The organism is Mycoplasma sp. 3686h, from assembly GCF_056781225.1.
Map to the genome: position 1 here is coordinate 756,205 of NZ_CM165562.1, position 21,858 is coordinate 778,062.

6 protein-coding genes are annotated in these 21,858 nt (G+C 28.9%); all 6 read left to right on the forward strand.

What is annotated here, in order from left to right:
- Positions 1 to 22: 22 nt before the first annotated feature.
- The 6 genes from trpS (at position 23) to AC1RP9_RS03085 (ending at position 21,849) form a co-directional block, all read left to right on the forward strand.
- Entirely contained in the window at positions 23 to 1,033 is a 1,011-nt protein-coding gene (gene trpS, locus AC1RP9_RS03060; protein ID WP_481822054.1) for a tryptophan--tRNA ligase, read from the forward strand.
- Positions 1,020 to 2,762, forward strand: a complete 1,743-nt coding sequence (gene thrS, locus AC1RP9_RS03065) for a threonine--tRNA ligase (RefSeq protein ID WP_481822056.1) — start codon at positions 1,020 to 1,022, stop codon at positions 2,760 to 2,762. The genes trpS and thrS overlap by 14 nt, the downstream gene beginning before the upstream one ends.
- A 448-nt stretch (positions 2,763 to 3,210) precedes the next feature.
- Positions 3,211 to 3,717, forward strand: a complete 507-nt coding sequence (locus tag AC1RP9_RS03070) for a Bsp6I family type II restriction endonuclease (RefSeq protein ID WP_481822058.1) — start codon at positions 3,211 to 3,213, stop codon at positions 3,715 to 3,717.
- Positions 3,718 to 3,719: 2 nt separating this feature from the next.
- Positions 3,720 to 4,670, forward strand: a complete 951-nt coding sequence (locus tag AC1RP9_RS03075; RefSeq protein ID WP_481822060.1) for a DNA cytosine methyltransferase — start codon at positions 3,720 to 3,722, stop codon at positions 4,668 to 4,670.
- 163 nt (positions 4,671 to 4,833) lie between these two features.
- On the forward strand, positions 4,834 to 13,269 hold the full coding sequence (locus AC1RP9_RS03080; protein ID WP_481822062.1) for a hypothetical protein: 8,436 nt from the start codon (positions 4,834 to 4,836) through the stop codon (positions 13,267 to 13,269).
- Positions 13,270 to 13,287: 18 nt separating this feature from the next.
- A complete protein-coding gene (locus AC1RP9_RS03085; protein ID WP_481822064.1) occupies positions 13,288 to 21,849 on the forward strand; it encodes a myosin family protein in 8,562 nt (2,853 codons plus the stop codon).
- The last annotated feature ends 9 nt before the right edge of the window (positions 21,850 to 21,858 follow it).

Sequence of the window (21,858 nt, forward strand, 5' to 3'; positions counted from 1 at the left end):
CTTGCACATTTTAAGGAGAAAGATGAAAAGATTAGTTAGTGGAATTAAACCCACTGGAGAATTAACTTTAGGAAATTACATTGGAGCAATTGCTAATTTTATTAAACTTCAAGATGAGTATGAATCATACTTTTTTGTTGCAGATATGCACGCTTTAACTACAGGAACTGTAAATCCAGTTGAACTTGAACAAGCTCGTAAAAGCACGATTGCACTTTACTTAGCTTGTGGTTTAGATCCTCAAAAAGCTATTATTTTTTACCAATCATCAATTTTAGAACACACTCAAATGATGTGATTATGTAACTCAGAAACAACTGTGGGTGAGCTTGAAAGAATGACCCAATTTAAAGATAAATCACAAAAGCTAACCCAAGGAAACGGAACTATGAAAATTCCAAGTAACTTGTTAATGTACCCAGTACTTATGGCAGCTGATATTTTACTTTATAACCCAGAAATTGTACCTGTTGGTGAAGACCAGGTTCAACACATTGAGCTCACTCGCAACATTGCTGAGCGTTTAAATCGAAAATATAAATTAGATATGAATATTCCTGAAGGATTTATTCCACAAATTGGTTCACGGATTAAATCTCTTACCGATCCAACTACCAAAATGTCTAAAAGCGAAAAGAGTACCAAAGGAACCATTTATTTACTCGAAGATCCTGAGCAAGCTTACAAGAAAATCCTTAAAGCAGTCACTGATTCAGAAGGAAAAGTTTATATTTCAAATGATAAACCTGGAGTGTTAAACCTACTTACAATTTATGCTTCATTAAACAATATGAGTATTGATCAAGCTCAAGAACATTTTAAAGACGCAAATTACAAAGAATTCAAAGAAGCAGTTGCTCAAAGTGTTAAAGAACTATTAATTAATATTCAAACTAAATACCACCAAGCACTAAAAAACGTAGATCAAATTGCTGAACAAGGGAGAATTAAGGCTCAAAAAATAGCTCAAAACACTATTAATAAAATTCAAACACATATGGGTCTTTATGGAGACAAAAATGAAAGCAAATAAGGAACTCAATCATACAACTAGTCACCTTTTAGGTGCAGCTGTTGAAAAATTATATCCACATGTTAAGCTAGGATTTGGTCCTGCAACAACAGAAGGTTTTTATTATGATTTTGAATTTGAAAATCCATTGAGCGATACAGAACTAAACAAAATTGAAAAAATGATGAAAAAACTTGCATCACGTAATTTAATTATGCAAGAAGTCTCAATTGATGAATATTCTTTTGAAAATAAACCTTATAAACAAGAGCTTTATAACGAATTAAAACAAGCAAATAAAAAGATTACTTTTTATGGTCTTGTTGATCCTCTAAATAATGAAAAAATATTCATTGACTTATGTGCAGGTGGACATGTTGAAAGTACTAAAAACATTAAAAACTTTAAATTAACCTCTCTTGCAGGTGCTTATTGGAGAGGTAATTCAGATAATATCCAATTAACTAGAATTTATGGGACTAGTTGAGAAACTAAAGATGAACTTGACCAATATTTAGCAATACTAAAAGATCGTAAAGAACGTGATCACCGTAAAATCGGGAAAGAACTTAATCTCTTCACTTTCCACCCGTTTGCAGGTCAAGGACTCCCTATTTGGCTTGAAGATGGAATGTACATTCATAATGAAATTAAAAATTTAATTTTAAAAATGGATCGTAAATATGGAATGAGAGAAGTTCTAACACCTCACTTTGGTGAAGAGCACTTGTACCAAACATCTGGTCACTTAGCTCATTATAAAGACGATATGTTCAAACCAATAATTGCCGAGAACCAAAAGCTTTACCCACGTCCAATGACTTGTCCTCACCATGTTCTTTGTTATAATCATCAAAAAAGATCTTATCGTGACCTTCCTCTACGTTTTTCCGAACAATCACAACTTTATCGCTATGAAAAATCAGGAGCACTGACTGGATTAGAGAGAGTTCGTGGAATGCTCTTAACTGAAGGACACTTATTTGTTCGTAAAGATCAAATTGCCTCAGAATTTAAATACATGTATCAATTAATTAAAGAAACTCTGGATATTTTCAAAATTAAAATTGACTATATTTCGCTTTCACTTAGAGATAAAGAAAATAAAGAGAAATATTATGATGACGATGCAATGTGAGATCAAGCCGAAGAGCAATTACGGGCTGTATTAAATGAACTAGGAGTTAATTACCAAGAAAAAATAGGTGAGGCCGCCTTTTATGGTCCTAAAATGGATATTCAAATTTTTACTGCTTTAGGTCATGAAATTACCGTTTCTACTTTACAATTGGACTTTTTACTCCCTGAACGTTTTGAAATTACTTTTACAAATGCTCAAGGTAAAGAAGAAATGCCAATTTTAATTCACCGTGGTTTAATTGGAACATATGAACGTTTTGTAGCTATTTTACTGGAACAAAGTAAAGGTGTACTTCCGTTTTGACTTGCCCCAAAACAAATCACTGTTATCCCAGTTAACATGGAGCATGATTTTGAATACGCTCAACAAGTTAATGAAAAATTATACGCACTCGGATTTAGAAGTAAAATCGATTCACGTGATGAACGTATAAATAAAAAAATACGTGAAGCTCAAATGTCTAAATCTAAATTCCAAGTTATTTTAGGAAAAAACGAAAAGGAAAACAACACTGTTTCGTTTCGTAAGTATGGAGAAAATACCACCCAAACAATGAGTTTTGAGCTCTTTGTTCAAATGCTTAACAAATTAAAAAATAATTATGAATAATTCTAAAAGTGCAATCTTTATTAAATGAACTTTATGAATACTTTTGATTTTAAATTTAACAATTTTAATTGTAATCACTCGTTCAATTAGTGGAATAAATATTTATTATCCACCTTATATCAAATTAATTGTAACTTTAATTACAATGCTAATATGAGCGATTATTAGTATTGTAATGATTGTATATAAAATCTCTAAAATCAGCTTTCATTATATGATTATGTTTGTAATAGGGGTTACTCTAGCATTAAGTTGAATTCCACTTTATAATAGTCAAACTAAATCATTTACATGAATTTATTTTTCTGGAGATATTTTTGTAATTTCCACAATTTTAGCGATAAATTATTTTTTAAACATTATTTTTGTTAGACGAAAATTAATTTTATTTTTAAGAAGATGCCTAAAAGTAAAATAGGTGTCTTTTTATTAATTTATAATTATAATTATGAAAAACAAAATGGATGATCATCTCGTTTTTGAGCTATATATACTTTGAAAAAGATTGGATAAGAAAATTAAGGAAGATTTTACAAGAGGAATAAATATTCCTGAATATATAACCGAAAAGCTTTGTTGCATTATTAATGACTATAAACACAAAACTAAAAAAGACGGAAGTGCAGATGCTATAGATAAAAATGGAAAAAGAGTGCAAATAAAAGCAACAAGCAATTTTAATAATGATTTGACTAGTTTCGGGCCTAAATCACAATTTGAGATTTTAGAATTTGTTAGATTAGATTATGAAAATGACATATTTTATTTCTACAGAATTAACGTGTCAACACTTGAGCATATTAAAGTTAATAATTCAGAAACATTTAATGATCAACGCTCTCAAAAAAGAAGACCTAGGTTTTCGATAATTAATAAAATATTAATTCCATATAAAATTGAGCACTACGCTAGTGTAAATATGAAAACAAGGGGAATATCAAAAATTAAGGAGTAATTATGAAAAATTTAATTTGTGCTAGTTTATTCGCTGGTGTTGGTGGTATTGATTTGGGTTTTCGTGAGCTTTGTTCCACTATATATGCTAATGAATATAATCAAAAACCTGCACAAACTTTTGAGAAGAATTTTAATTTAAAGGTAGACGTACGTAATATTAGAGACGTTTCTAGTGATCAAATTCCTGATTTTGATATTTTATTAGCAGGTTTTCCTTGTCAAGCTTTTTCTATAGCTGGTTATAGACAAGGTTTTAACGATGAAAAAGGAAGAGGAAATTTATTCTTTGAAATTGAACGGATTATTAAGGATAAAAATCCTTCAATTGTCTTTTTGGAAAATGTTAAAAATCTTGTGACACATGATAAAGGCAATACTTTTAAAATAATTTTATCTAAATTAGAACAAGCTGGTTATTATGTAAAGTATAAGGTTTTAAACACCATGGAATACGGGAATACCCCACAAAACCGTGAAAGAATTTATATTGTGGGTTTTAAAAATCAAAAACATTATAATAAATTTGATTTTCCTTGTAAAATAACTTTAACCACATTTATCGAGGATATTGTGGACTTTAATAATGAAGTGGATTTAAAATATTACTATACAAAAGATAATTTTAAACACTTTGAACTTTTATCAAAAGAAGTGATTAGTGAAAAGAGCATTTATCAATGACGCAGAAAATACGTAAGAGAAAATAAATCCAATGTTTGTCCTACATTAACAGCAAATTGTGGAACTGGAGGTCATAATGTTCCAATTGTCTATACAAAGTTTGGAATTAGAAAATTAACTCCCCGAGAATGCTTTAAATTTCAAGGCTTTGATGATAATTTTAAACTTCCCGATCAAGCAAATTCCCACCTATATAAGCAAGTTGGAAATAGTGTCTCAGTGAGCGTGATTAAAAGAATAGCAGAGCAAATTTCTAAAGCGATTAGTTAAAGCAAGTATTTCTTGCTTTTTTTGCTCATTTTTTCTAAAAATATAATAACTGGAAATTTTGTGAAAATTCTTGCTATATATATATATATATATATAATTTAAATAAATCTTTTATATTCATTTTATGAGTGTAAAAGCATTAAATTATATATAGAGGTATATTGTGACAAACTCAAAAAAAGCTCTGATTTCCTTAAGTGTGACAGCGGGGACAACTGGTGCTGCTGCTCTAGTATCTATCGGTGTATTATCATCATTACACGCAAAATATGAAGTTCCACGAAAACAAACTTATTATTTCATTGAACTTTTAAATCAAATCAATAAATCACAAGATGCGTTAAAATCGCTAACGCAAGAACAAAAAAATAGCGAAAAAATCAAATCCCTTTCTCTAGAAATTGATTATGCAAATCAACTTTTGGCCAATGAGAATTCCAGTGTTGCTTTAATGCTTGAACAAAGAAATAAACTCAAAAAAGAAACTCCAAAAGCGCTTTTAAGCGTAGTTAGTGACCTAGAACAAGAAAGAAAACTTGTTAATGAATATTCTTCATTAGTTAAAGTAGTTGATTTTCAAAATGCTATTGAGAATTCAAAAAATGCAGTGTTAGCTCAATTATCATCTCAGTCTAATAAAGATAAAGCTTTAAATTCTTTCTTTAAGACGGTCGATCCACTAATTTCACAAGAAAATGAATTTGTTATTGGTTTGGAAACTAAAATTTGAACCAATCACACTCAATTAATTAGAAATAGTTCGACTCAATTTAGTGCACAAGAAAAAAGTGCTCTTTTATCCACTATTGATCAAATCTTAAATTTAATCAATCAACCAAGGTTCTCACGTGATGCTTTAGTCGAATACGAAAAAGTTTATGACCAAATGGTTGAAAAACTTTCTTTAGTCAAAGAACAAGAAAATAAAGCACTAAAAACATTCTTAGAAAATGTACTTAGAGTAAGAAAATCAATCAATGATTTAAACATTGATAATCAAATTAAAAACAATTTCTTGCAATATATTGATAATTATAAAAACATTGCATTCAATCCAACACCAACTCTTGCACTTGATAAAAGTTCAGAAATTCAATATTTAAATACTTTAGTTAATATTCAATTAGATACTTTAATTAAAGAAAATCCAAACATTAATAAACTACTTGAAACTTTATCGCAAGACTTACAAACTTTAAAATTAGTTTCTTCAGATACAAAAATTCAACAATTAGTTGATTTACAAGCTCAAAAAATTGCTCAAAGACCTAAACATAGTCATATTGAGGTTTTAAATGCTATTGCTCAAGTAAGTAATTTAACAAGTAGTGTAAAAAATATTGAAAAATTGATAAGTGCTATTAAAAATCAAATTAATCAATATTCAAACGATAAAAGTTTATCTCAAGTTGATGCTCAAGCTTTTAATGCACAATTAAACGATATTATTAGTTCAAATCTCAATGGAATTGAAGAATATTTAAACAAACTAAATCGATTACATAATGATATTTACGATAATGTCTTGTTAGGTTCAGTCTTTAAAAATTCACTTACAAAGCTTAACGATCAAATTCTCGAATCAATTGATAAAGGGTTGGGAGTTGATAAAAAAACACTAACTCAAATGTCATTAGATATAACTAAGGTTTTAAATTCAAATCCTTCAGTTAAAGAATTAAACGATACTTTAAGGGTAAAAATTAACCAATTAAGAGAAATTAATCGGATTGAATTAAAAAATTGATACGATTCAACTGTTTCAGTTTTAGCTGATAATAATGAAATTGATGAAAAAATTAAGAACAAGCTTAAGTTTTTAAATTCTCGTGCAATTGAACTTATCCCTTTAGATTCAACTGCTATTCGTTCACAATTACAAACTTTAATTAAACAATATCGTGAAGAACTTGAAAAAGCTCATATTAGTCGCGGACTTTCGAATACTTTATTAACTTATTCTCATACCAAGGACGATCTTTTAAAAGTGTTTGCTAATGCGAATAAAAATATTGATTCTCCATTTGGACAAAAACTATTTGGACAAGCACAAGAACTTCAAAAACAAGCAAAAATTCTGGCGGCTAATCCAGAATTAAGTCCTACTCAAAAAGAAAAATCATTTATAAAAATTCAAGAACAATTAAATCAAATTGCAAAAAATGCTCAAAAATTCAAAGAGCTTGAAGCACAAATTTCAATCGCTGATCAAGCCGTCGCTTCTTCACAAGGAAGAAAAGCTGAGCAAGCATTCCTAGAAAAACAAACTCTAAAAATTCAAGAAATTAAAGACACAATTCTTGATGCTTTAAACAATGCTTCAAGTGCTAATAATTTAGATAATCTAGCTTTGCAACTTGAACAAGCAATTCAAGAATATAAAGACAAGCAAGCAAAATATCAAAGTGGCCAATCACTTGAAGATAATTTCAAACAAATTAATGAAATTTTTGCTCCGTATTCATTAAACGGTGCTCCGACACCAATGCAAACAAAAATTCTTGCTAAACTAACTTCATACCAAGAACAGCTTTCTAAAAATACATTAACTACAGAACAAAGAAAAGAGATTAATCTGAAAATTCAAACTCTAATGGATGTGGTTAATTCTGCTAAGGATTTAGAGGTTAAAAATAACAATTTAAAAACTTTAGTTGATGATACTGAAAATAATAATTATGCAACTTTTAAACCCCAAGCTCAATTCACAAGTGCTAAAAATCTAAATAAAAATATTGATGCATTTTTAGTTAATTTATTTAATCCTGATTTTGATAAGGCTCAAATTCAAGCTAAAACACAAGAACTTGAAAATCAAACTTCTAATTTATCACTAGCTATTTCAGTAGCCTTATTACAAAAAACCAACAAAGAAATTATTGCAAATAAAATTAATAAACAGTCTTTGTTGAATATACATCCTTATGACCAAATTAATGCTTCAATTGAAAACATTAATACACAAACTCAACGATTAATTCAAGACAATAATAAAACTCAAGAACAAGTAGACGAACTTGAAAATAACATTAAAAACTACTTTAAGTTATCTTTAACACTTAAAACTAGTGCTCAAAAGCTTGAAACGATTAACCAAGCAAATGATCCAATTACATATAAAGCTTTATTAGATTCAATTGTCAATAAACCACTTAGTGGTGCTGCTAATGAACCGATTAATAGTTTGATTAATTTTGGAGATTCGATTTCAACAATTGATTTTAAAAATCGAATACTCGAAAATGAACTATCCAAAGTCTCGGCTCGTTTACAAGCAGAAAATAATCTCAAAACATTAAAATCTCTATATACAAATTCAGAGCGAAATCGAACAATTTTTGACCAAGCAATTAGTGCTTTTGATCGTAAAGTATCTGCTTATCAAACTCAACTTGAACAATTTTATATTACCAATGCAAATTTATTATCACTGCGTGATGAAATTGATTTTTATTATCATCGTGAAATGGCTAATAAAAACGCAATTAATAATGCTTGAAATAATGCTCTTACTCTAAAAGATCGCTTAAAAACTGAATATGAAAACTTAAAAAACGCTGATGGGTTAGCTGATATTACTCACACTAATGCAGTTTTTGCTCAATTTGATAATTTAAAAAATGCACAAGATGCAAACGGTAGACAAATTACGCTTACTGAGCAACTTCTTGCTAAACTCGATGAGCTTGCTCTTGCTTATGCTAAGGATTCGTTTATTCATTCATCAAATCAATTAAACAATAAATTTACTTCATTTAATAATTATTCAAATGATATTAAAAATAATTATAGCAATGCATGAAAAAACATTATCACTGAGTGAAATAACGCTATAAAAAGCACTGTGAATAATTACAATCAAACTATGGATTTAGTCAAAATTAAACGAGATTATCAAAAAATCTCGTCTTTAAGCTCACTAATTTCGCAACTAAAAGCTATTTTTGATTATTTTGATTTAAATTCTAGTTCCCATCCAGGACAAAAAAATATTCAAGTTTTAACCAGTGAAAGACCAAACAATACTCTTTTTGCAAGGTTGAATAACAAAACTCTTTACACAGGAATTGATACAACTGCTTTTTATAATCAGACCCCTGAAAGTATTATTAGCTTAAGAAATGAATTTAGAGATTTATTCTTTGATAATGTCTCAATTGAAGAAGCCAAAGCAAGTCAAGAAGCTAAAATTAAAGATTATCAAACTAGCATTGATAATAAACTAATGAAACTTGCAAATAGTATTGACGGAAATTTAAAAACTCAAATTGATACCAAATTACAACAACTATTAACAAGAACTAGTGCAGTGCAGCTCAAAAATGAGCTCATTAATATTGATAATGAACTCAGTGAAATTCAGTTTAAAGAAGAGAACCTTAAAAACCTTGCCTTAACATCGCAAAAAGCACAAAAATTAGTCACAGATACTGGAACAATTCCTGCAGATCAAAGAGGAAAACAATCAATTATTAGTGAAATAACCAATCAATATAATGCGTTTCGAGATCATTTCCTAAATCTTGATTCATTGGACTTAATTGCTCGTGAAAAAGACCTCCAAGATCAAATGAAATTATTTGCTAAGTTTGTCCAAATTTACGATTTAGTTACTAGTGAAAAACGCTCTATTCCTCAATCTTATCCTACAGGAACAGGAAATGCAGGAACAGCTTCGCAAGCAAAAACTAAAATGCAAAATTATTATGATTTTTTAACTACTGAGTTAAACACTGAACCAATCACTCAAACCAAATTATTTAAAGTGCAAACAACAATTAATTCATTAACTAAATTAATTAATTTACAAAAAGAAAAAATAAATACTCAAACTCAAGTTTTAAATGATAATTCATATAATAATTTTGAATATAAAACTAGTACCACTTTTAATTATGGATTTAATACTGATGCTCAAAAACTTGCTGATGCAATTTTACAAAGTGTTCCAAACACGAACCAAACCACCACTGACATTGACACCACCTTATATACTGATTTAGTAAATAATTTTGATAATATTTACCATTTATATACAGCTCGTAAAAGTGCTTTAGATTTAATTTATCAGGATAATCAAATTGCTAATCAACAAGGAATTAAAACTAAACAAATTCATTCACTAACTGCAAAAGGTAATATTGATCCACAATATTCAATATTAAAAGAAAAAGCTGACCAGTTCTTTCACACTCAAGCTCAAGCAATTTCAAATGCAAATACAAGTGCTGCATTAGCAAACGCAGGATTAAATAGCATTGAAATTGATGTTTTCTTTGAAAAATATAAAAAGATTGCTCAACTGATTGCAATAGCAAAAAATATTAAAAATAGCGTGCCAACAACCGTTGCAAATGAAACCAATGTTCTTGCTTCAATTAGTAAACTGGATGAGCAAATTAACAAGGGTGAAAGTTATTATTATAATGAGAAAAACAATGTTGCACTTGATAATAATATTTCCTTGCTTGATACATATACTGCTCGTTTAAAATTAGCCATTGCTGTTGCTCAAAAATTGAACGAATTAAACAATTTTAGCACAACTCCAGGCACTAATGAATATTTAACTGTTCAGGCAAAAGCTCCATTAAAAGCGATTTTAGATAAAGTCTTTAATGAAATTAATGCTAACGCTAATCAAGAAACAAAAGAAAATTATGATCGTTTATTAGATAAATATGTCAACGGAGCTTCTAATAATTCCTTTGCTATAGCATTTATTAATTCAAAAATTCTTCAAGCTGATATTTTTAAAGCTCAACAATTTTTAAGTAAATATAATCAACATATTTCAACTAATCCCAACTATGAACCAGCTGAGATTAAAAATTTATACAACAATTTACAGTCCAAAATAGCTCAAGCCACTAACGCTTTACAAGATATTAATCATAATGAAATTCAAAAATTAGATTTTTCTGACCAAATTTTTAACTCTAATACTGGAGCACTTGACTTAATAATCAAAGCTGAAATTGATAAAGCTAAAGCAGCTTATCAAAAGAATTTACAATTAAGTAAATACATTACTAATATTTTTACTAATTTAAATGTTTCTCCATATCTTAGCAATTATGATAGTGTTGCACTTGATCCAATTAAAAGCATTGATGTTTCAACAGCTGAAAAATTAGAAAACTTTAACAATGACCTTGTTTTAGCTCAAAATAAATATAATGAACAACGGATTGCTCTGTTTAAATGAGAAGTGAATCGATACAATTCATATAAAGAAAAATTTAGCGAGTTTTACACCTTTTTAAACGCTCCAAACACTAATGGAGCTTCTCAAAGTTTTATTCTCGAAACAGTTGGAATTTCACAAGCAGAACTAAATGCATTTAACGATGCTATTAATCCATCAGCACAGGATACTCTACATGCTAATGCTCAATCTTATACTCAAAAAGCTAACGAAACCGATGCTAATATTATTGCTTGATTAAACACTTTTGCTCAAAACGAACCAATTGAAACATTAGCTAATGTGGGCAATGAATTATTTAATTATTATTTAAATTTAATTTCAATTAAATCAATTCCTTCTATTTTAATCAAAATTAGTAACCTAACTAGAATTAAAAATGAATTAACTGATAATCAAACATTGACTAATGTTCGTAAATCACTTAAAACCACAAATTCTGAGACTGCAGGTTTAACCACTAAGATTAATGAATTTTTTAATGAAATGACATTGATTAATAATACAGCTCAAAATAATGTTAAAAACGAAACAAATGAAGATAATGTTGCTTTTAATAACGGAACACCAAATAATATAACAACTGAACGTTCGACCTATTTTAATAATTACAAAAATGTGGTGGTTGCTTTAGCTAAAGCAAAAGAAAAATTACTTAATTTAGTGTTTGGAAATTCAAGTTCAGACACGGATACTTTACAAAAGGTACTTGCTAAGTTTGTTGATGGGGGTAACGGATTTTTGGGTCGTGCAAATCTGCACAATTTACTTGACAATATTGCTTCTAATTCACAAACAAACCCAAATATTGATCCGAATATTGATAAGTTTAGTGAAGTAAAAAGTGAGTATGATAAACTTTCTCAACCTTCAGAAAATAGTGCACATGAATTAAGTGCTCTGGTTCGAAATAATGCTAGCGATATTGATATTTATAGATCAATTACAAAAGGATTTGATTTAGCTCTAAAACTTTTCCAATGAACTAGTGATCCAAAAAATACTAATTTGTTTTTCGATTTTCTCACCAATGTTCAAAATGGGGTTGCTAATTTTGAAGATATTATCGCTAAAAATACCACTACCCTAGAAAACTTTCAAAATACTCTTGAAGGCACAAGCATTACAGAACAAGATCTTACTATTGATGGAACTGTTTATAAAGCTAAAAAAATTAATCAATATATTGATGCTAATGGTGCTGGAATCTTAGGAAATTTATTTGAAAAATTTAACATTCTTAAAGGAACTAGTTCTTTCTTTAATACACAAAATATAGAAGTATACGTTTATAAATCAGCTAATGACCCAAATGCTAAGTACGTCATTCCACGACTTACTCCTAATCCAGAAATTCGGAAAGGATTTATTAAACTTTACTTTAAGTTTCACAAACCAAATTCAGTTACTGATGCTAACAGTGCATTTGGAAGTGTTGATAATTTTGGAATTAAATTTGAAAATGTAGGGATTTCATTCCATACTTTAGAAACTTTTGTAATTCATAAAGAAAATATTCAAAATGAAGCTAGTTTAAGTCAAACGCTATTTACTGCCGAAGAAGCCGGATGAAACAATCTTGAAGCTCCTTCTCGTTTATTGAGTGCATTTAATAAATATTCGGTTGCAAAGCAAGTCGAATATGGTATTGAGTTTTTCACTGAAGATGTTACTGAACCAATCAATGGAGCTCGTTCAGCAAATACTACATCATCACCTGATTTTAGAGTTAAGGTTAAATTAACTGGACCATATAAAGGTTATACTCAACACGGAAATAAAATTTACTGAAAAACACTTAATCCGAACTTTGTTTCAGATACTGGAATTCAATACCAAAATACCAGTAATTACTGATTAGGTGTTGTAGGAAGCAAAGATGAACCTAAATATAATTGACGAAACACTTATCAATATCAATATAACCAAGCAACAGACCAGGGTAAAAACCTTTTATTCTTACCAATTGTTATTGGAATTCCAGTGACTAATCAAGCTAACGAAAAAGCAATTATGCTAGTTTCGTGACAAATTTTAACTCGCTTTGATAAGAATGCTACTGACGCTCCACAAAATATTTCGCTTGGAAAGGCTCCGATTATACGACGTGTCTTCTTTTTTAAACGAAGCAATAGAGGAAAAACATCACTTCGTAATGATGATGCATTCTATGGATATGTTATGAGCAGAATTAAATTCAGAGACCTTGAAGGACTATCATTTAAGCAATTGAACATTTCAAGATCAAAAGGTGGTTCTCGTTTATGACCAGCTGATGGAAATATTACAACAATAGATGCTGATTCAGGATCTGGTGGAGTAGGACATGATGATTTTTATCAAGCAATTGGAAACAATGGATTCTTTAACATTGAATTTAAAGTACACTAAAAGGATTTAAGGATAGTTATGAACAAAATTAAAAACAACAAATTCAAAAAAGTATTTATTACTTCATCAGCATTAGCTATTCCAGCTGCCATTGGTTTGGGAGCGACATTATTAAGTGTTCATTCAAATGAGCAAGTTAATGGTTCAACAGTGTACATAAATTTCCTTAAAGGTCAAAATTTATTCAAGCTTTATTCACCATATATTAATGTATCAAATGAACAAAAAGATCAAATTACCAATGCTTACATTCAAGCTAAAAAGGATTGAAATTCTAAAGATAAAGACTTAATAACAAAATTAGTCTCACTTGATAAAGTTCAAGATCTTGTATTTAATTTTTATATTAAAAACATTGATAAAATTCAAATTAAAACAAAGGAAGAAGAGTCAACCTTTTGAACCAAAATAATTTCCAACCAAGAAGATCGGATTCGTGAACTTGATTTAAAGGAACAACTATTGCAACATAAAAAAGATCAAAGTATTAAATTCTTTGAAGTTCTTTCTACTGCGAATAATGAACAAAAACAGCAATATTTAACAAATCTTGCAGGTGAAATTACAAAATTAGTTTCCTTACAAAACGAAAAGTTAAAACCGTTTATCCAATTTCTAGAAGGAACTACTAACAAACTTGATAATGTTCCTTTTGGTGGACTTAAAAAAGACGTTTCTTCATCACTTGTACCACTATATTCGCGTATTATCAGTACAAACGTGCGTTTAAACGAAATTCAAATCGCTTCACAAGACACTCATAATGAAGTTCAAAAATTTGAACAAATGATTCATGATTCGCAAAATGAGATTAATGAAATTAATGAGTATTTAAAACAAATTGAACTTTACGTTAATAATTCAGCTTACACCCAAACCGAAAAAAACAACATTAAAAAATTCTTAGAAGCAACAAAAATTAATCTTAATATTGCTTTGAATCAAGCTGATATTAATCGAATTCATAATGATGTAATTACTTTCTACCAACAAATTTCAGATACACAAAAAACTGTATCTGAAATTCAGCAAGTTATCCGTGAGTTAAGTTCGTATGTTGATAAATTTAATCCTAAGCTTATTTTTAACAAGCGAGCAATTAACTCATTAATTCTTCAGGTAGCTTCAATCAGCGACAAAAAGCAACTTATTTCAGCTAAAAGTGATTTGTTTGGTCAATTTTATGCACTAAAGTTTGCTAATTCATTAATTGAACAATTAAATTCCAAAACTAAATTAGCTTTGGACAATAACATTATCAATAAAAGTAAAGCTAATTTAATTAGCTCACAAACAGATACTATTGTTAATAAAGAACTTGCAACCAAGGATTTATCTAATCAGATATTTGATTTTTACAATACTCAAATCAAGCAACTTGAAGATTTAACTTATTTAAATAATGAATTAAAACTTCTTAAAACACAAATTTCGCAAGTAAAAGGATTTAAATTTACTAACCAAGATATCAAAAGTCAACTCAACGAATTAAATAATCAAGTAGTTAAAACATATTCAAGCAATGTATCTGTTCCTTATTTAAATACTGTAAAAAACAAACTTAACGAAGAGTTTAGAATCATTCTCAAAACTAATCTTAGTCAGCTTATAAGCTCATTAAATGATCAAATTGCACTAGTTAAGAACTTAAACGATCCAATCAATGCAAATCTGGTTGAACAAGCTAAAAAACTTAATCAAGATTCCCAACCAATGACTAAAGATTTTAATCCTATTCCTTCAGTAGAATTAATCGAACAAATCAAATTGTATAATATTAGGCTCCAAAACTTAATTAACGCTAATAAACAAACTCAAGCTGAAACTTTTTCTCTTTTTACAAATGATTATCTTAGAGAAGTGTTTTCAAATAACGATGATACATATATTCCAAGTGAAAACGAACAAAAAAGAATCAATCTATACAATGATTATAAAAAACGTTTGGATGAACTCAGAGCACAAATTAACGATGGAAATGGAACAAATGAACTAGAAATTGAAATTGGTAATATTGCTTTAAGACTCCAAAATTTAATCAGCACTGGTAATGATTTTCGCGATTTATCGCTTCTTGATAAGCAAGCTCAAAAAACTCTTGCTGAACAAGAAAATAATCCAAATTCAATCTTATTCCAACCATATATTAAAGCAGTTTTATCAGCTAGAGAAAAGCTTGAACCACTATTTACTGACCCAAAAGCAACTAGCGAACAAGTAGTTAGTGCAAAAAAACAATTACAAAAAGCTCTTAACGACTTAAATCAAGCAGATATTAAAATTCTGCTCGAACAAAAAATTAATCAATTCAAAACTGCAATTGATACTAATTATCAAAACGATCTTTCAAACTCAGGTGCTAAAGCATTACTAAAACAATATCAGCAATTACTTGAAGATGCTAAAGATGTGAACAAACCAGCTAAAATCCACAACGCAATCGTTCGTACCACTCAACTAATCGATATTGTTCCACAATTACATCAAGCTGAAATTAATAAAAAACGTTTGCTTGAAATTATTGCTCAAAAAACTTCTGCTCCATATACAGGTGTTAAAACCAATCAAGCAATTGATAATGGAAAAGAAGAAATTAAAAATGTAGATCAAATCATTATTCGCTTAAATTCGCCTGATAATATTCCAAATTTACAAGTGATTGAAAACGCCAAAAATCAACTATTTAAGCGTGGGGATGAGATTTTACTTGCTTATGAGCAAGAAAAAATTGAAAAAATTAATCAACACATTCAATCCGGTTCAAAAACCCAAAACAATGAAGCAACTAATAGTTACAAAATTAGTTTAAGTAAAATTGATAATTTTGCTACAGTCCAAAAATCACAGCTTGAGTTACAAAAAGCAACTCAAGCTGCTAATAAAATGGAATTGATTAAAGATTTAGCTGATTATTCTTCGCAATTATTGGACTCATACAATTTATATAATACTGATAGTTCAACTAAAACACTAGCTGATTATATTTTTGTGCTATTAAAAAATAATGATTTATCTGTAGGTGATGATAATAACAAAATTCTTACTAAAACTAAGGTTTTACGAAAAGCTAATGATATTATTCAAGCTAAAAGAGAATTTTTACAAGTTGTCGAAAGATTAAATGAGGTACTTAATCAAAATAAAGATTGAAAAATTTATCAAGTGCTTAAAAATGATATTAATGAAATTTCGCTTCAAATTCAATCTCTTGTCTACAATAATGATTTAAGTGTAGAGCAAATCAAAGCTAAAACACTTGAATTTGAAAGTAAAATTATGTTTTATCAAACCAAAAAACGTGATCTTTTAGCTCAATTTAACCAGGCGGTAGCATTAGTTGATAATAAAGAAATCGGACTAGATTCTAACATAGTTACATTGACAAAAACTAATGCTTCTTATCAATTTACTACTTACTATAATCTATTGAAAAATGAATATGAAAGTGATAAAAATGTTGCACATAAAACCAATGTTGATACAAATGATATTAAAGCTTATGAAACTAAGCTACAAATTGCATATGAAAAAGAGTTAATCTTAAATAAACTAAAAGATATTCAAACTATTTCAAATTTAATCAATGCAAGTGCTTCAGATTTACACAGTAAAATTAAAACTAGTCATAGTGGTTTTGATAGTTCAATTAAAAATACTCTTAAGACTAATTTAAACTTGCAGCAAGTGCGAGAAATTAGTCAAAAAGTCAATCGTTTTGAAGAATTATTAAATTTACAAAAAAGAATTGCTGATTATATTAAAAAACCACAAACAACATCAATTGAATTACTTAAATCAGCCGATGAAACATCACTCGTTGCTCCTTCTGATAATCTTGCTCAAGTTGAAGATAAATACCAAGAATTAAACAAAGTTTATACCAAAGAAGTTGAAACACAAGAACTCAGAGAAAACATTCTTTTAACCTTAGAAAATAACGTTCTAGCCAATGGGGCTTATGGAATTGTTCATAACCTCAACACTACTCTAGGAGCTAATCCAGATTCAGATGTTATGAGCAAACTTAATAATTATGTGCAAGCTACAAGAACTAGTGCTACCACCGCTGTACAACGTGATGACTTAGTTAATTTATTAAATCAAGTCAATCGAATTAAATCAGAAGTCCCTTCTATAGCTCGATTAGCAATAAATGTGGCTAAAACTAAAGATGCTATTAATAATTTAGTTAATAATAATTCGAATTTAATTAACTCATACTTGCAACAAATTACTCCATTTTTAACTCAAGCTAAAAACAATTACTTTAGTGTGTTAATTCTTAATGGTGGAACAAATAATAATATTGGTTATTATGATAATTTAAGTAATCAAATTGATTTTACGACTCAAAAATTAATTGCTTCAGATCTTTTAGCTACAAAATTAGGGCAAATTCAAGCTATCATTAATAATTCGAACTTTAATTTACGAAGTGTTAATGGACAAGTTGAATCGAGCAAATTAACAGAAATTTACAATTATTTAAGTGCTTTTGAAAACGGTGCAATTAACACCAATTACACTCAAGAAGCAGTGCAAAAGATTAATGACTTAACCTTAAAAGCAAATTCGTTTAAAAACATTGTCTCTGCTGATGAAGAAACCTTGATATTTGCAAACGGATTAGCAACAAGTAATTTTGCTGGTTCAACTATTGATTTAAACGATGCACTCAAACTAGTTTGAGATAGTATTCCTCGTTCAAGTGCATATACTAACTCAGCACTGGGTCAAAAAATTGGTAACATATATTCAGTTAATGATCTATTTGATTTAGCATCAAATAATGCAAAAAATGTAAACGAATATAATGAGTTAAGTGACAAAATCATTCAACAAATTCGCCTTGATACTGGAACAATTCGCACTAAAAACGAATATCGTTTACAGACTCATAATAAAATTAACACTCTAAAACAAACTTCTTTTGTTCCTTTAGTACATAACGATTTAAAAAATGCTCTAACTAACTTTTTAGAGCGATTAGATAGTGAAAATAATACTCAAAACACTTTTACCATTGATACTGATAATACTGGACAATTGAACATAATTCGCTCTAAAGTTCAAACCATTGAAACTAAACTGGATGCTTTGAAAACATTAGCACAAAAAGTTTATGAGCTTGATAACTTCATTGAAACTATTATTAGTGTCAATCCATTAGTAAATAATGCAAAAACTCAAGCTCAAGACTTAATCACTAGAGCTAAAGGTTATTTTGATAATGCCCAAAAAATGAATCTGACTGGTAGTGAATCAATTAAAAACATCACCACTGATATTGAAAATGCACACTTTAAATTAGTCTTATTAACTAATTATGAGCAAGTTCAAAATCAATATGATAATGATATCTTGCTCACTCAAGATGAAAAAAATGTTATTAAAGCAAAAATTGATGCTTTTAAAGCTGCTTATAATACTTCAAACCCAGATTTACATGTCCTATTTAGCACTTATTTTAGAAATGTTAATGACATTCAAGCGAGTGAAGGTGCTCAAGCTAAAAACTCATTGATTAAATATGCACTTGATAATGCAATTAATTTAAAACGAGAATACAATCGGGCTTTAACCTTCCTGGGATTGCAAGAACAATCACTTGATAGTACATTAGTTGAAACTAAATTTACTCAACTAAGTCAATTAATCAATGGAGCAAATGGTGTTAGTGCTACACTAACTAATTCAAATAATGATGAACAAGCTAAAATCCTCTTGTTCAATACTATTTCCAATAATATTAACCAATTAATTCAGACTAAAAAAGATCAGCTCACTGAACAATTAAATGCCGATAATGAATTAAAAACTTACTTTGACAATACTAGTTCCAATTTAACTAGCAACCATGCTCGTGGTACTTATGTTGATAATTTTATTCAAAGAGGTATTACTGATTTAGAGAGTGCAATTAATAATAAAGATAACTTATCATACTCGCAGGTTAATGTTTATTTAAATAATGCTCAATCAGTTGCTCAATTACAAATTTTTGATTTATACACTAAAGCCACTAACGTGGTTGAAAATATTAAAACTAGTGTCTTAGATTATATTAATGATTTTGCACCAAGTAAAACCATTGTTCGTAAGGGTGCGGATTTAGACCCAAATTCGTACACTCCTCTTTTAACACTTTTAGACACAATTAATGGTGCTTTAGGTGCTAATTTTAATGTAATTGATGATTATTCAAATAAAATTAACTCACTAGTTAGTGTTATTACTGGTAATTATCAAACTGTTATTGACACCTTTGTCAATGAAATTAAAGCTAAATTTGCTCAAAAATTTGCACCCACTAATGCAACAAATGGAGCTGGGTTTTATGTTAATTTAACAAATACACTTGATTTATTAAAACAAAATATCGCTGGTCAAACATATAATTTATATCAATATAACCAAGCTGAAGAGCTTGAAAACCATTATGATACTTTTAAAAATGAGTTTGATAGTGTTAATAATATTTACAATTTAATCATAACTAAAAAAGATTCTGGTCAATTAGCTAATTTTGCTACTCTAATTGTTAAATTAAATCAAGAATTTTTAACTTTAGAAAGAGCAATTAAAGATACTATTGATAAAGCATTAGCTCAAAATCCGCTCGAAGCAATCTTTGCCGATCTTTATCAAACCATTAAATTCAACACTGTATCAACTGATACTCAAAAAATTAAAGATAAATTTAGCCAATACAAACAAACAATTCGTACTTTATCTGATAGCATAGATTCTAGTGATAGTTTAGATTTTACAACCTTAAATTCATCTAGCTCATTACCAAGTACTTTGTCAAGTTTAATTAAAAAATTAACTGAATATAAAGATTGAATTAAAGACCAGGAAAATAAAAAATTATTGCTCGATCAACTTGATGATAATCCAGGTAAAACTAATCCACGTCAACCAGTTGAACCAAATATTGACCGAGATTTTGATAAAAAATACAAAGTTATTATTGCTAATGAAGAATACACTAGAAAGAAATTTAGAACTACCTTTGAAAGTATTGTAGCTAGTGATCCAAACGCAATGACTAGCGAAAAAGTTGAAATTGATAATAATGATACTTTCTTGCAAATGTTTGATCAGTTCGCTTACACAGATAAAGATACTGAAAATGCAAGTGATTTAAAATCAATATTCTCGCCGTTAAAACTCAAAGTTTATATTAAAAAATATGGTCCTAATGGTTGATTTGATCTTGTCCCTCAAACTGCTGATGAAGTTGATCGTCAATCACTTAAAGCTAAAGTAGTCTATTCATATGAATCTAATAATGTTGATATTGGTGGATTAGAAGTCGAAAAAGAAGTGGTCATTACCTTTAAAACACTTGATAAAATCGCTATTGCTAATGAAACTTCAAGCATTTTTATCAATAGTAATAATCAAGTTGGAATTAATGCTAAATATGAAGTAATTGACGTTGATGAAGCTGGTTGAAATATTCCTCAAATCACTAATCCAAATGATGCTCAAGCTCAAACTGTTAAAAACCAAGTTATTGCTAAAGTATATAACAAAATGAAAGCAGCAATTTTTGATTTAAATAATACTAATTCAACTACAAAAAATGGAATTATTGAACCTGATACTAATTACTTAAGCAATCTTAAAACCAGCACAGATGCTAATTTACAAAACATTCGATATAATGGTGAAACTAATACCACTTCTCGTTTGAGTGCTTTTTTAGATAAGAATAATCGCAATAGTTTCACTAAATACGGATTTGATTTTGAAAATCAATTAACTATTCCGATCACTTTTAATGTTTCATTAACTTCAACAAAGGATTTAGAAATTCTCAATATTTATCCCCTTGATAATGAAAAAGGATTTGTTTTCTTGCAACTAAATGGTGGTACGGTCACTGGTTTCCCGACATATGGTAGAAACGATGGTGAAGGTAAACCGGGTACTTATGATAACCGATTACGGGGTGATCAACCTGGTTTTTCAAACATTTATAATGATCGTGGATTTTGATGAACCAAGCGAATTACTCAACTTCCTTCAGGAGTCAATATCAACTTATATGCATTTAATATAGATTATAATCCAGTTTTAAGAAAAGTTTATTTTTACAATTCATGAACTGAAAATGAAGTTTTTGTAGTTAACAAAAGTGGATTAAAAAATTCATTAGGAACATATAAAACTAAAGACTCATTAAGACAAAGTGAAAAAGACTTTTTAGCACAATTTGAAACTAAATTTGGTTCTAATCCGGCTAGATACTCTCCAAAACCTGAAGAGTTAGTTAAAGCGTTTGCTATTTTTTCATCATTTGAAGATAAAATTTATCGAACTACTAGCGCTAATGATAATAACTGATTAACAACTACCAAAGTCGATGCTCTAGGAGGAAACCCAATATTCCCAATCGCCGGTGGACAAAGTACAGTTTATCGAACTAATAAAACAAATCCATCTAGTGCAATTCTTAGACCAATTCCTGCTCAAGATTTTAAAAATTCAAAAACTCAATTAGTTAAAGCTTCAGCTCGTGAATCTTTATTCTCGGCTTTAGTTAAGAAGTTTTGATTCAAAATTCGTTAATTATTTATA